Here is a 13,074-nt window from a genome sequence, read left to right as displayed (position 1 = left end):
TGCACAGTGGATTTTAATCCCGCAATCAGGTATTTATCGGCAAAAGCTTGTTAAAAGCATCGAGAGGTAAGAGCAGTGAACGTATTTAAATCGCGCATGGCCCGCGCCGTGATCGCCGCCGCACTTGTGGCGAGCGTATCCGCTTGTGGCCTTCCCCGATCCGGTCCGAACAAAAAAGAAATTTTTGCAGGCTCCGTCCTGAACCAAGGCGACGCCTTTATCGTCTCCGTCAACGACCGCGTGAATGCCGCAACGGGCGTGATCCAGTCGCTCGGATTTACCCAATCGTTCCTCGGCGCGGGTGTGGTCGGCTCCGACACCATCAACCCCGGCGACACATTGGCGCTGACCATCTGGGAAAACGTCGATGACGGCCTGTTGGCCAACCAAGGGGCCAATGCAACGGTCCTCAATGAGGTTCAGGTCGACGGCGCGGGCTTTATCTTTGTCCCCTACGCGGGCCGGATCAAAGCGGCGGGCAACAGCCCCGAAGCGATCCGCCGGATCATCACCGAAAAACTCGACACCCAGACCCCCGATCCACAAGTGCTTGTCGCCCGCGCGGCCGGCGATGGCGCGACCGTCACCGTTGCAGGGTCCATCTCGGGGCGCGGCGTCTATCCGATCGAGCGCCCGACCCGCACCCTGTCGGCCATGCTCGCCGCAGCCGGCGGCGTCTCTGTCGAGCCAGAAATCGCCCGCGTCAAGGTTACCCGCGGCGGCCAAACAGGCACCGTTTGGTATCAAGACATCTTTACCGAACCGAATTTCGACATCGCGTTGCGCAACGGCGACCGCATTCTCGTCGAAGCGGACCCGCGTAAATTCATCACCCTTGGCGCCACGGGCGCACAAACGGTGGTGCCGTTCGAAAACCGCTCCTTGTCCGCGCTTGAGGCCATCGCCCGTGTCGGCGGATTGCAAACCAACTCCGCCGATCCCACTGGCGTGTTTGTGTTCCGCAACGAAAGCGAGGCCATTTCCAAACAGGTTCTCGGCCGCGATGACATCATAGGCACACAGCGTCTCGTTTATGTGTTGAACCTGACAGAGCCGAACGGGCTGTTCCTCGCCCGTGACTTCCTGATCCGCGACGGCGATACGGTTTACGTGACCGAAGCTCCGTTCGTTCAGTGGCAAAAAACGCTCGGGGCCGTCACCGGTTCGCTCTCGGCAGCCGACTCGCTGTCCTCCGCCGTCAGCAACTGATCCGGGCCGATGACCACCTCGAACACCGCCTCGGACTTGCGTTCGGGGCGGTGCATCGTTTCCCCCGACCTTGCCCCCCACACCGGCCTGATCGCCCATGCGACGGCCCCGCAAGGCACGAGCGAACCGCCCGCATGGATCGGTGCGGCCCCCCTCTGGGGGGATCTCGCGCCCATGGGCCTTTGGGCCGATCCGGTGTCATGTCCCTTGCGTGCGGGAAACACCTCTGGCCTCGCCCGGCTGCTGGCCACCGCGCCTTTGGATGACACCGCGCTTTTGAACCGCGCCCGCGCAGGGATGGAGTGGTGGAGATTGTCGCAAATGTGCAAGTATTCGGCACATTCAAAAGAAAATGTCACGATAAATACGCCATATGTGCTTGTTTTAGATCAGCCACGTAATGACGAAAGCTTTGGCGAAGGGGCCGATACCGACGGGCTCATGCGCGAAATGTTGGTGTTTGCGCAGATCGAACTGGTGCGCCCGCATGTGGTGATCCTGACCTGTGAGAACGGTCATTTCACTGCGACTGACGCCTCTGACACCCTCACCGTCGTGCCACATACGGCCAACCCGTGGCCGCTGTTCGAGAGCGCCACGCGGGTCTACACCCAAAGCGCCGCCCTCGGGTTCGAGGCCATCCTGTCGGGCCACCAACCGCGCGTCTTTGGCGCACCATGGTACGCGGGATGGGGCCTGACACAGGATGAAAACCCCGACCCCCACCGCAGCCGGAACCTGACCCGCGCACAGCTTTTTGCCGCCGCGATGATCCTCTATCCGACATGGATCACGCCGCACGATGGCACCCCATGCTCCCTCGAGGAGGCCCTGGCCCGCGCCGAGGCCCGCCACCGCGCCGCCCGTGAGGATGCGCAGGGCTACGTCGCGTCCGGATTGGCCCGATGGAAACACCCGCATATGCGCCGCGCATTCGGACGCCACCGGTTTGACATCACCGACGATCCCGCCAAAATCGCCGCCGCCCGCGCGGCCGGGCGGCGCCATATGGCATGGGGCCATGACGCGGCGGCCGATCTGCGGGTCGAAGACGGCTTTTTACGCTCCAAAGGGCTCGGTGCGGCACTCGTCCCGCCGATGTCACTGACGCTTGACGATTTGGGCGTCTATTTCGATCCCACCCGCCCGAGCCGCCTTGAAGCCTGGATCACCGCACGCGCCGATTTGCCCGACCACGCCGCAATGCGCATAGAGGCCTTCCTTACGCGATTGCAGGCCGCCGGCCTGACCAAATACAACACCGGCAAAGCCGTTTCGGGGCTGCCCGCGGGGGAGAAAATCCTTGTCGTCGGACAGGTCGAAGGCGATGCCTCCCTCCGCTATGGAGCCGGAGAAATTGCCACCAACCGCGCCCTGTTGGAGGCCGCACGCGCCGCCCATCCAGACGCCTGTATCGTGTTCAAACCCCACCCCGATGTCGAAGCGGGCCTGCGCAAGGGCGATCTCAAATCCCTCGATGCCCTTGCCGATGTCACCGCCCGCAACGCCGACCCTCTCGGGCTCATTGAGGCCTGTGATCGCGTCTGGACCATGACCTCGCTCATGGGGTTCGAGGCCCTGTTGCGCGGCACGCCCGTGACCTGTACGGGGGCGCCGTTTTACGCCGGATGGGGGCTGACCGAGGACCGTGGGGCCGTACCGGCCCGCCGCGCCGCACGTCCGACACTGGCGGGGCTCGCCCACGCCGCCCTCATCGATTTCCCGCGCTATTTCAATCCCGCAACCGGCGCACCGATCAGCCCCGAAGAGGCGCTTGACCGCCTCGCGGTTCAGCCCCGTGGACGCGGCGCGATGGCCCAGAGTGCCCTGGCCCTACTGGTCACGTTGCGCGACAGATTTTTTCGGTAATTCAGGTTCGGACCCAATGGGTTAGTGCATCTTCGCCAACCTGTTCGACCTGTGACACGGCATACCGTTTTGCCGCGCCGAGGCGTTCGAGTCCAAGCGCCCCGATCCCGGGCGTTCCCTCCGCGCCAATCGCAAGTCCGGCGGAGAACTGCGCCACGTGATCAACCAGATCCGCTGCCAAAAGAGACGCCGCCAATGCGCCGCCCCCCTCGCAAAACACCCGCGTCAGACCCGCCGAGCCGAGCGCCTCAAGGGCGGCACGCGGGTCCAGTTTACCACGCACCACAGGCACCGCAAAAAGTGTCGCGCCAAGACCCACCCATGCCGCAACGAGGTCCGGGGGCGCATCCGCGCCATGCACAAGCCAGACAGGAATATCGCGCGCCGTTTGCGCCAGTTTGCCCGACAGCGGCAAATCAAGGTGGCGCGAAAGCACCACCCGAACGGGCTGTCGCGTCACGCCCAGATCGCGCACGGTGAGGCTCGGGTCATCCGCCCGCGCCGTGCCGCCACCGACCAACACCGCATCATGGGTGGCCCGCATCGCATGGACCCGCCGCCGCGCTATCGGGCCGGTAATCCACTGGCTCTCGCCCGTGGCCGTGGCAATCCGCCCGTCCCACGATGTCGCCAGTTTGAGCGTCACCATCGGCCGCCCCGCAGTGATGCGCGTCAAAAACCCGATTTGATCCGCCCGCGCCTGTGCAGCGCACACTCCGGTCGTGACCGTGATCCCCGCCGCCCGCAACCGGGCGATGCCCTGACCGTCGACCCGCGCATCCGGATCGCCCAAGGCAACCACGACACGCGCCACCCCCGCGTCAATCAATGCGTCGGCACAGGGCGGGGTTTTGCCGTGATGGGAACAGGGTTCCAAGGTGACATAGGCCGTGGCACCGCGCGCCGCCTCGCCCGCCTGCGCGAGCGCCATCGGTTCGGCATGAGGGCGCCCGCCCGCCTGTGTCCATCCGCGTCCGACCACACGCCCGTCGCGCACAATGACGCAGCCCACCGCGGGGTTGGGCCACGTCGATCCAAGGCCACGACGCCCAAGCGTCAAAGCGTGGCGCATATGGGTGCCGTCACACATTTCGGCGCTTACTCTTCGGGAGGAACGGGTCGCAACTCACTGACAAATTTGTCGAAATCATCCGCCGCCTGAAAATTTTTGTAAACGGAGGCAAAGCGCACATAGGCCACCGTGTCGATCCGCGCGAGGCTTTCCATCACAATCTCACCGATGGAACCGGACGGGATATCCGTCTCGCCCATGCTTTCCAGACGCCGTACAATGCCCGAAATCATCTGATCCAGACGCTCGGGTTCGATGGGACGTTTTTGGGTGGCGATCCGGATGGAACGCTCCAATTTGTCACGGTCGAAATCCTCGCGGCGACCGTTGGTTTTGACAACCACCAGATCACGCAATTGCACCCGCTCATAGGTCGTGAACCGGCCACCACAGGCCGAACAGAACCGACGGCGACGGATCGCAACGTGGTCTTCAGCCGGACGGCTGTCTTTCACTTGGGTATCTATATTTCCGCAAAATGGACAACGCATCGCGTCCCCTTTTCTCTAACACTGCCTCTTTCGTGTAGGGTCTACGCCCCACTTATCCACAGGCACTATAGGGAGGCGACAACCCCTTGGGTAGATAGAAAATGGTGCGCAACATCTGGTGTGGCGGGTTTGCCGGTGTTCTGGATGCGCCGGACCCGATGCCGCTTAACGCAGCACGGCGACAACGCGGCGGCGGTGCGGACGATCCCGATGTTCGAAAAGGTAAAGCCCTTGCCATGTTCCAAGGGCCATTCTCCCCGAAATTACAGGAATTGTTAAAGTTGTGGGCAGCATTGCGGATTTGATATGGGCGGGCATATCGTCTGGCCCCTCATAGGTATGGGTCAAATAGGACATGCACGGGTCGGTGGTTGGCGGCACGAGACGGACGAAATACGCCTTGAGATCCACCTGCACCTCGGGATCTGCATTTTCCTGAATCAACAGCGAGGCAGAGGTGTGTTGCACAATCAGCGTCAGCGCCGCCTCCAACGGCCCCTCGCCCGCAACCCACCGCGCCACGGTGTCGGTAAATTCGTACAGGCCCTGACCATGGGTCGAAAGTTCGAATGCCGTGTGGCTCATTCGCACGGCCCCATACGCAAGGCATCGGCGGTATCAAAGCGACAATAGCCCGCGTCCTGCATGGCAAAATTGAGGGTGTCGAGTTCGAACAGCGCCCCGCCCTCACCCGCGTCCTCACAGATCAGGGAGGCCACGATGCTCTCGCCCCGCGCCACCTCGATGCCGCCAGAGACCACTTGGTCGATTTTGTCGTAGGCCCAATACAACGTGTAGGAAAATCCGCCGTTTGGAAGGCTCACCCGATCCCAGATCGTGCGCCCGATCCCGTTCCATGGTTGCACCGTGATCTGGTCAAAGTCACGCGTCAGCTCTATTTCCGGTGCGCGGTCGGGGCCGAACCGGTAGGTGACGCGGTTCTCGGCGGGCGTCAGGCACAGCTCCACCTGTTTGCCCCCCAACGAACAGGCGAACACCGGCTCCTGATTGCCCGCACATATCGCCCAAACGGGACATGCGGCAAACGCCAGAACAACGGCGAGCGGGACGTGGGAAGGGTAGGACATAGGCACCTCATCTGTTGTGGCACCATAGCCGAATGCGGCGTGTGAGAAAAGTTAAGAGGCCACGCCGTCGACGACACATTTCACCACCGGAGCCCCGACATTGTTCAGCGAAACGGATTGCACGGCATCGCCATCTACGGGAGCGATAAACACCTCGTCCAATGTCGCGATACAGCGGTCCAGATCGGCGGCGGGGACGTGGATCTCGACCACCTCGGGCGCTTGGGTCGCGGTCCCGTGCGGCGCAGCAATGGACACTCCGGCAAGAAGCGCCGTTACAGATGCGATCAAAACCAATCGAGATGTCATAGCATTGCCTTTCTGGTTGCTGTTCAGAAAGATAACGCGAGACGGGTTAATAAGGTTTCAATTTAGGGGGAGACCAAACAAAAACGCCCCCGTTTCCGAGGGCGTTTTAATTCTTATTGGTCCAGGAAACTGCGCAGTTTGCGCGAGCGGCTCGGGTGTTTCAGTTTGCGCAGCGCTTTCGCTTCGATCTGGCGAATGCGTTCGCGGGTCACGGAGAACTGTTGGCCCACTTCCTCGAGCGTGTGGTCGGTGTTCATCCCGATCCCGAACCGCATGCGCAACACGCGTTCTTCGCGTGGGGTGAGGCTCGCCAAGACGCGCGTGGTGGTCTCTTTGAGGTTTTCCTGAATCGCGGAATCCAATGGCAGGATCGCGTTCTTGTCCTCGATGAAATCGCCGAGTTGTGAATCTTCCTCGTCGCCAATCGGCGTCTCCAAAGAGATCGGCTCCTTGGCGATTTTCATCACCTTGCGGACTTTTTCGAGCGGCATTTGCAGCTTCTCGGCCAATTCCTCAGGCGTCGGTTCACGGCCGATTTCATGCAACATCTGGCGACCGGTGCGGACCAGTTTATTGATGGTCTCGATCATATGCACAGGAATACGGATCGTGCGCGCCTGATCGGCGATCGAGCGGGTAATCGCCTGACGGATCCACCATGTCGCATAGGTGGAGAATTTATAGCCACGGCGGTATTCGAATTTATCCACGGCCTTCATCAGACCGATGTTGCCCTCTTGGATGAGGTCAAGGAACTGCAAACCGCGGTTGGTGTATTTTTTAGCGATGGAAATCACCAGACGCAGGTTGGCCTCGACCATTTCCTTTTTCGCCTGACGCGCTTCTTTTTCGCCCTTTTGAACCTGCTGCACGATGCGGCGGAATTCGGAAATATCGACACCGACGTATTGGCCGACCTGCGCCATTTCGCCGCGCAACTCCTCGACCTTGTCAGAGTGACGGTCGATCAGCATTTGCCAACCGCGCCCCTTTTTGGCGTCCATCCGCTCAAGCCACGTCGGGTCAAGTTCGGCCCCACGGTACTCTTCGATGAATTCGCGGCGGTTGATGCGCGCCTGATCCGCGAGTTTCACCATGCCGCTGTCGATCGACATGATGCGTTTGTTGATGCCGTAGAGCTGATCAATCAGCGCCTCGATCCGGTTGTTGTGCAGGTGAAGCGAGTTCACCAACGTCACGATCTCGGAACGCAGCTGTTGGTATTCGTCCTCTTCACCACTCGAGAAGCTGCCGTCCTCGTTGAGCGTGGCGCTCATCCGAAGATCCTGCATCTCGGACAGGCGTGCGAAGTCGGCGGAAATCGTGGCAAGCGTTTCCAGAACGGAGGGCTTGAGCGCCGCTTCCATTGCCGCAAGCGACATGTTGGCCTGCTCGTCCTCGTCATCCTCATCGTCGTCATCGACCGCAAGCGGGTTGCCATCGGCATCGACCTCTTGCGTCTTTTCCTTGCTTGTCTCGTCGGATGCCGCCGCAAGGCCACCCACGACAGACTCGGTATCCTCGCCGTCCAGACCCGTGCCGAATGTGGCCTCAAGGTCGATCACATCGCGCAGCAAAATGTCCTCGGACAACAATTCGTCGTGCCAGATGGTAATCGCCTGAAACGTCAGCGGGCTTTCGCACAGGCCCGCGATCATCGTGTTGCGACCGGCCTCGATGCGTTTGGCGATGGCGATCTCGCCCTCGCGCGACAGCAATTCGACCGACCCCATTTCGCGCAGATACATCCGCACAGGATCGTCGGTACGATCGAGCTTTTCCCCGTCGCCACCGGCCAGTGTCAGGTCGCGCGTTTTGGTCTCGACCAATTCGCCGCCCTTGGCGTCCTCTTCTTCCGCTTCTTCCGCTTCGATGATGTTGATGCCCATCTCGGACAGCATCGACATCACGTCTTCGATCTGCTCGGAACTGACCTGATCAGGGGGCAGAACATTGTTGAGCTGATCGTAGGTGATGTAGCCTTTTTCGCGCGCCTCGGCGATCATCTTTTTGACAGCGGCCTGGCTCATGTCGAGCATCGCATCGCCGTCTTGATCGTCACGTTTGGCATCGTCGTTGTCTTTGGCAGCCATTCGGCTCTCCTCATCCGAAGTCGTGTTCCCGTGGCCCGGCACCCCGAGGGCCCCGAATCAGGTCGTAATGCGAATCATGTCATGCGATTCGGCGATTCGCCACCCGCATACCGAAGATTACTTACCGTTTCGCGTCTCTGGGCGGGGATTACAAGCAGTGCTGTCCCCGCGCCGCAACGCCCGCTGTGTAAACCCGTGCCTGATATAGGGCATCGCGTCCGTTTGTCAGGCCTTACCCCACGGCCCTATCCGTTTTGTTTATTAGGGCCGATGCGCGACAACAGGCTGCGAAACGCCTCGCGCTCGTCACGTTTCATTTCCGCGCCGTTGTCGGCAATGTCGAATTCCGTCCGGTCCTCCGCTTCGGCCCGTGTCGCCTTGTTGCGCGCCTCTGCGGCCGCACCTAGACGCCATGTGACGTTCTCGTCACCCGCATCGACCAGATCCACGATCCCGTCATTGACCTCACGCAGGTAACCCCGGCGGGCCTTGATTTTGGCCAGTTCCTCGACCAGACATACCTCCGCCGTTTCCAATTCGGGGCGCCGCACGGGGGGCGCAATCTGAACATGGGGATGCGCCATCAACCGGTCAAGGGGGCCGCGCCCCACCATCTCATGCACCGCAGCCCACAATCCCTCCCCCGCATCACAATGGGTCAGGATGGCGTGTAAAATCACCCCGTGTTCGGGTGTCGAGGGGTGCAGGTTTTCGAGGTGCGACAGGTAACTCACGGCCAGGGTCGGGTTGCGCAACACAGTGGCCAACACAACCGCCTCGCGCATCAGATCGCCAAAGCCGTCCCCCCCCGCCACCAAAAGCGAGGATTTCGCGCCTTCGGTCGGGACAGACGGCGCATTGTTCCATTTGCCACCCTGTCCGCGCCCGCCGCCCTTGCGCGGTTGCCACGCCCCGCCGCCCTGCTGGCGGGGGGCCGCGTTTTCGCGTTTGGGGTGGAACAACTCCCACCGCATCTCTTTGAGAATATCGCCGTAGTGGGATTTGATCGACGGATCGGCAATCGGGCGAATGGTGTCGCGCAACACCTTATCCAGAGCCGCACGCCGCTCGGGGCTGTCGAACACCTTGCCCTCGGTTTCGCGCCGCCACAACAAGGCAACCATGGGCAGGGCCCCGTCGATCTGCTCTTGCATCGCTTGCGCCCCGCGCGCCTTGATCAACTCGTCGGGGTCTTGCCCCTCGGGCATCACCGCGAACCGCAACCCGGATCCCGATTGCAACAGCGGCATGGCGAGATCAATCACACGGTAAGCCGCCCGCAATCCCGCCTTGTCGCCATCAAGCGCGATCACCGGCTCGGAATGCATCCGCCACATCAGTTGCAACTGCATCTCGGTCACGGCGGTGCCAAGGGGCGCCACCGCCGCCTCGAACCCCGCCTCGGCCAGAGCGATCACATCCATATAGCCCTCGGCCACGATCAGTGTCTGGCCACGGCCACAGGCCGCCCGCGCGTTCTTTTGGTTGTAGAGCGCGTTGGATTTATCAAACAGCTCGGTTTGCGGCCCGTTGAGATATTTCGCCCGCGCATTGGGATCCATCGCCCGCCCGCCGAACGAGATCACCCGCCCACGCCCGTCCCGGATCGGGAACATGATGCGGTCACGGTAGAAATCATACATCGCGCGGCCATCGTCGGGCTTGCCCGCCAGACCCGCCGCATGGGCCAGTTCCGCCGGTATACCGTTGTCCTTGAGATAGGACAAAAGCACGTTGCCGTTGGGCGCATAGCCGATTTCGAACTGTTCGCGGGTGGCCAGTTTCATCTCGCGGCGATCCAGATAGGCCCGCGCTTGCGCCCCCGCCGACTGGCTCAGGCTCATCTTGAAAAACCGCAGCGCCACCTCGTTAACCTCGACCAACTCGGTGCGCTTGTCGGCTTTCTTTTGCGCCTGCGGGTCGCGCTCGGGCATCGGCATGCCAACCTCGCGGGCGAGAATCTCGATCGCCTCCATGAAGCTCACATTCTCGGTGTCTTTCACGAACCCGATGGCGTCGCCTTTGGCATGACAGCCAAAGCAATAGTAGAATCCCTGTTTGTCATCGACATGGAAGGAGGCCGTTTTCTCGTGGTGGAACGGGCACGGCGCCCACATGTCGCCTTTGCCCTGATTGGACTTTTTGTTGTCCCACATGACTTTGCGGCCGACCACTTGGGTCAGCGACACGCGGTTGCGTAATTCATCAAGGAAACCGGGGGGCAATGACATGGGCCATAGTATCCGCCGCCACGCGGGCGGAGTCTAGCGCCGAAATCGCCGGTTTGGCGCGGCCCGACCAGACACGGCTCCGGCCCGATCCGGCACGGCATCCAGACACGCGACCTGCGCCAATCGCCCCCCCCCCCGAACGCCGCCCGATCCCGCCGCCGCCCCATCGCGCCACACGAGCCGGGCGGCATTTGATTGCATCGTAATCATTTCATTCAATTCTTAAGGAAGTGATTCGAAAACGCCCCGCCGCCCCTGCGCCCTCTTACGCCAAATGTGGCAAAACCGTGACGAATGTGGCGAAACCATGTCCAACTGTGGCGCAATCGTGGCACCACATGTCTGCGCTTGTGGTTAATGCCAAGCCATTGCCATCATTGTTGAAATTTCCGGCCTTTTGGCGGGTTTTGATTTACGCGGCCTCTGACTCTTTGGTAAATCTTGTGCAACTCTTTTTGACGGGCGCAATGTGCACAGACACAGCCCGACCAAAAGATGCTGGGGACTATTGGGGGCACCACAACGCAAAAGCGGATTGGTGCTATGGAAACGTGTAAGAAAGAGTCCCGCGGGACAACGAACATCTCGGATATGGGTATCCGCGCCAACGCCAAAAAGAGCGTGGGTGACATTTGGCGCGAGAACATGCGCAACGAAGACGGCTCCCTTGCAATCTTCGGGCTGTTCACTTTCGTCATTATTCTGGTCCTTGGCGGGATCGGGGTCGATGTTGTGCGCCACGAGCAATTGCGCTCCGAGCTGCAAAGCACACTCGATCGTGCTGTGTTGGCCGCCGCCAACCTCGACAACACGCTCGACCCCAAAGCCGTCGTCACCGACTACTTCCAAAAGGCGGGTCTGGTGCAATACCTCTCTGACGTGCGCACGGAAACGACCTCCTCCGGTCGCCGCATCACGGCAGAGGTCGACGCAACCGTGCCGACCTACTTTATGAAATTCGCCTCCGTCGACCGGATCGAACTGGGCAGCTACGCCACAGCCGAACAGGGGATGACGGATCTCGAAGTCTCGCTCGTCCTCGACGTATCCAACTCCATGAACAGCATGGGGCGCCTCGACAAACTGCATGACGCGGCATGGGACTTTACCGACATCGTGTTCGAAAACTCCGCGACCGCCAACGTGTCGTTCAACGTGATCCCCTACGCCACACAAGTGAACGCAGGGGCGGCCCTGTTGTCAACGCTCGACCTGGACGATGCACATGACGACTCGCACTGCATCAACTTCGAGGCGGCGGATTTCAACACCACAACCATGCAATTCGCCGGCAATGCCAACAACCGCCGCTACGAGCAAACCATGGTCATCGACCCGTGGTATCGCAACTCGAACGCATCGGGCCTTGTCCTGCCGGTCTGTGATCCCGATCCCGACAATGAAATCATGGCCTTCTCCAATAGCGAGTCCGCGATCAAATCCATGGTGTCGAGCCTTGAGGCGAACGGCAACACCTCCATCGACATCGGGGTGAAATGGGGGGCTGCGATGCTTGACCCTGCCAACCGCACACTCGGGGGCGAAACGGGCTATCCGCTCAACCATTCGGGCGGCAACCTCAAGGTGATGGTGGTGATGACGGATGGTGTAAACACCGACCAGTTCCACATGCCCGACCCCTACCGTAACGGCACGTCCGACATCTATATATACAACGGCAAAACCTCGATGCCGGCGCGGTACCGCACCTGTAGCGGCTACTATTACTACTCGAACTGCTACTATGTTAACGGCTACTATATCCCCGAAACCAACAGCTACCAATCCTCCCCCTATGGCGGCAATTCGGCCCAGCTGATGGAATGGAAAGACGTCTGGAAAAAGTACACCATCGATGGCCACGCCTATCGTCGCTATAAGGCGTCCGGCAACTCCAACGATTACTACAGCTGGATGGACGCCACCCATACGGCAGACGGCAACGACACCAAAAACGCCCGTATGCTCGCCGCCTGTGAGGCCGCAAAAGACAAGGGTGTCCTGATCTTTACCATCGGGTTTGAAGTCTCCGGAACCGATGCCAACACCGTGATGCGGGAATGCGCCTCATCGGACTCCCACTACTACGACGTGGAAGGCCTTGAACTGAATGACGCCTTCTCCGCCATTGCGACCAAAGTGACAGAACTGAGGTTGACCCAATGAGTATCCTGTCCAAACTCCGTTCCACATCGCGCCGGTTCTGGCGGCGCGATGATGGCACCTCGACCATCGAGTTCGTCGTGATCTTTCCCGCCTTTGCCATGCTGATGATGGGCGGCTACGAGATCGGCTATTACACGGTGTCCCACGCGATGATGGATCGCGGTCTTGATCTGGCGATGCGCGATGTGCGCCTCGGCAAACTCAATCCCGTAACCTCCACGACCCTCAAATCATCCGTCTGCACCTACGCCAAATATATTGGCGGCTGTGAGGACAACCTGCATATCGCCATGGAACCCGTCGAGGCGGCGGGCTTCACCCCGCCCGCGATGGCGGCGTGCATCGACAAATCGACCCACGCCGTCCCCGACACCACCTTTGAGGACGGGGACGAGAACGAATTGATGCTGATTCGCGCCTGTATCACCGTGAACCCGATTTTCCCCACAACCTGGATTGGCGGGTCACTGCAATCCACCGGGACGGGCGATCTGGTGATGTCCACGACTGCGGCTTTCGTTAACGAACCCAACACCTAAAGGACGT

11 protein-coding genes are annotated in these 13,074 nt (G+C 60.8%); 4 read left to right on the top strand and 7 right to left on the bottom strand.

Translation table 11 applies throughout. The annotated features are described in order from the left end of the window. The first annotated feature begins 96 nt into the window (after positions 1–96). Positions 97–1,209 (top strand): polysaccharide biosynthesis/export family protein, encoded by a 1,113-nt coding sequence (locus ACN0Q0_RS08970; protein ID WP_417243274.1) that lies wholly within the window; start codon positions 97–99, stop codon positions 1,207–1,209. Between the two features lie 9 nt (positions 1,210–1,218). Beyond that, positions 1,219–3,078: a capsular polysaccharide biosynthesis protein gene (locus tag ACN0Q0_RS08965; RefSeq protein WP_417243048.1), complete on the top strand. Its 1,860-nt coding sequence runs from the start codon at positions 1,219–1,221 to the stop codon at positions 3,076–3,078. Between the two features lies 1 nt (position 3,079). Here ACN0Q0_RS08965 and ribD read toward each other — a convergent pair whose 3' ends face one another. The 7 genes from ribD to dnaG all read right to left on the bottom strand — a co-directional run bounded on the left by ribD (position 3,080) and on the right by dnaG (position 10,362). Next, positions 3,080–4,168 carry a bifunctional diaminohydroxyphosphoribosylaminopyrimidine deaminase/5-amino-6-(5-phosphoribosylamino)uracil reductase RibD gene (gene ribD, locus ACN0Q0_RS08960; protein ID WP_417243047.1) on the bottom strand — a complete coding sequence of 363 codons (1,089 nt, stop codon included), beginning with the start codon at positions 4,166–4,168 and terminating at the stop codon, positions 3,080–3,082. A gap of 8 nt (positions 4,169–4,176) precedes the next feature. Next, complete coding sequence (gene nrdR, locus ACN0Q0_RS08955) at positions 4,177–4,641, bottom strand: transcriptional regulator NrdR (protein ID WP_417243046.1); 465 nt, start codon at positions 4,639–4,641, stop codon at positions 4,177–4,179. A gap of 165 nt (positions 4,642–4,806) precedes the next feature. Continuing rightward, entirely contained in the window at positions 4,807–5,226 is a 420-nt protein-coding gene (locus ACN0Q0_RS08950; RefSeq protein WP_417243045.1) for a secondary thiamine-phosphate synthase enzyme YjbQ, read from the bottom strand. Continuing rightward, positions 5,223–5,729, bottom strand: coding sequence for a hypothetical protein (locus ACN0Q0_RS08945; protein ID WP_417243044.1), 507 nt, complete (start codon positions 5,727–5,729; stop codon positions 5,223–5,225). Before ACN0Q0_RS08945 ends, ACN0Q0_RS08950 begins: the two co-directional genes overlap by 4 nt. 51 nt (positions 5,730–5,780) lie before the next feature. Beyond that, positions 5,781–6,038 (bottom strand): hypothetical protein, encoded by a 258-nt coding sequence (locus ACN0Q0_RS08940; RefSeq protein ID WP_417243043.1) that lies wholly within the window; start codon positions 6,036–6,038, stop codon positions 5,781–5,783. A 113-nt stretch (positions 6,039–6,151) separates the two neighbouring features. After that, complete coding sequence (rpoD, locus tag ACN0Q0_RS08935; RefSeq protein ID WP_417243042.1) at positions 6,152–8,131, bottom strand: RNA polymerase sigma factor RpoD; 1,980 nt, start codon at positions 8,129–8,131, stop codon at positions 6,152–6,154. 245 nt (positions 8,132–8,376) lie between these two features. Then, a complete protein-coding gene (gene dnaG, locus ACN0Q0_RS08930) occupies positions 8,377–10,362 on the bottom strand; it encodes a DNA primase (protein WP_417243041.1) in 1,986 nt (661 codons plus the stop codon). A gap of 543 nt (positions 10,363–10,905) precedes the next feature. Between dnaG and ACN0Q0_RS08925 the strand changes: the two genes are divergently transcribed. Next, positions 10,906–12,528, top strand: coding sequence for a pilus assembly protein TadG-related protein (locus tag ACN0Q0_RS08925; protein ID WP_417243040.1), 1,623 nt, complete (start codon positions 10,906–10,908; stop codon positions 12,526–12,528). Continuing rightward, complete coding sequence (locus tag ACN0Q0_RS08920) at positions 12,525–13,067, top strand: TadE/TadG family type IV pilus assembly protein (protein WP_417243039.1); 543 nt, start codon at positions 12,525–12,527, stop codon at positions 13,065–13,067. The genes ACN0Q0_RS08925 and ACN0Q0_RS08920 overlap by 4 nt, the downstream gene beginning before the upstream one ends. Positions 13,068–13,074 lie beyond the last annotated feature (7 nt).

The sequence above is a fragment of the Celeribacter sp. genome (genome assembly GCF_048259695.1).
Lineage (GTDB): Bacteria > Pseudomonadota > Alphaproteobacteria > Rhodobacterales > Rhodobacteraceae > Celeribacter.
This window is presented reverse-complemented; position numbering and strand designations above follow the sequence as displayed.

Coding starts and splice junctions, on each gene's coding strand:
- ACN0Q0_RS08970 (WP_417243274.1), top strand. CDS start 97: ATGGCCCGCGCCGTGATCGCCGCCGCACTTGTGGCGAGCGTATCCGCT.
- ACN0Q0_RS08965 (WP_417243048.1), top strand. CDS start 1,219: ATGACCACCTCGAACACCGCCTCGGACTTGCGTTCGGGGCGGTGCATC.
- ribD (WP_417243047.1), bottom strand. CDS start 4,168: ATGTGTGACGGCACCCATATGCGCCACGCTTTGACGCTTGGGCGTCGT.
- nrdR (WP_417243046.1), bottom strand. CDS start 4,641: ATGCGTTGTCCATTTTGCGGAAATATAGATACCCAAGTGAAAGACAGC.
- ACN0Q0_RS08950 (WP_417243045.1), bottom strand. CDS start 5,226: ATGAGCCACACGGCATTCGAACTTTCGACCCATGGTCAGGGCCTGTAC.
- ACN0Q0_RS08945 (WP_417243044.1), bottom strand. CDS start 5,729: ATGTCCTACCCTTCCCACGTCCCGCTCGCCGTTGTTCTGGCGTTTGCC.
- ACN0Q0_RS08940 (WP_417243043.1), bottom strand. CDS start 6,038: ATGACATCTCGATTGGTTTTGATCGCATCTGTAACGGCGCTTCTTGCC.
- rpoD (WP_417243042.1), bottom strand. CDS start 8,131: ATGGCTGCCAAAGACAACGACGATGCCAAACGTGACGATCAAGACGGC.
- dnaG (WP_417243041.1), bottom strand. CDS start 10,362: ATGTCATTGCCCCCCGGTTTCCTTGATGAATTACGCAACCGCGTGTCG.
- ACN0Q0_RS08925 (WP_417243040.1), top strand. CDS start 10,906: ATGGAAACGTGTAAGAAAGAGTCCCGCGGGACAACGAACATCTCGGAT.
- ACN0Q0_RS08920 (WP_417243039.1), top strand. CDS start 12,525: ATGAGTATCCTGTCCAAACTCCGTTCCACATCGCGCCGGTTCTGGCGG.